General features: G+C 40.4%; 1 protein-coding gene. It reads left to right on the forward strand.

The genetic code is table 11. From position 1 onward, the window contains the following. On the forward strand, nt 1-366 hold a 366-nt coding region (locus DS2_RS19465; protein WP_035016756.1), incomplete at its 5' end, for an integrase core domain-containing protein. Nucleotides 367-374: the final 8 nt, after the last annotated feature.

The following is a 374-nucleotide window of genomic DNA, read 5'->3' on the forward strand; positions in this document are numbered from 1 at the left end:
TTAGTTATGAAAGCCATGATTAAGGCTTATAACCTGAGAAAACCAGCCAAAGGTTTGGTATTTCATTCTGATAGAGGGTCTCAGTATACGAGTAAGCGATATCGCAACCAATTAAAGCAGTTTGGTATGCGAGCAAGCATGGGTGATGTGGGGGCTTGTTGGGATAACGCTGTTGTTGAAAGGTTCTTTGGTAGCTTGAAACATGATTGGTTACTAAAAGTGGCTCAGCCAACTCGTGAACACATGAAAAATGATGTTACTGAATATATGAAATATTACAATCTGGAAAGGCTGCACTCAGCTAATAACGATCAGTCACCAGTAGGCTATGAAAATTCTTTAAGAAAAGTGTCCGGCTGGAGTTGACCAGAACA

The sequence above is a fragment of the Catenovulum agarivorans DS-2 genome, from assembly GCF_000568405.1.
Taxonomy (GTDB): domain Bacteria; phylum Pseudomonadota; class Gammaproteobacteria; order Enterobacterales; family Alteromonadaceae; genus Catenovulum; species Catenovulum agarivorans_A.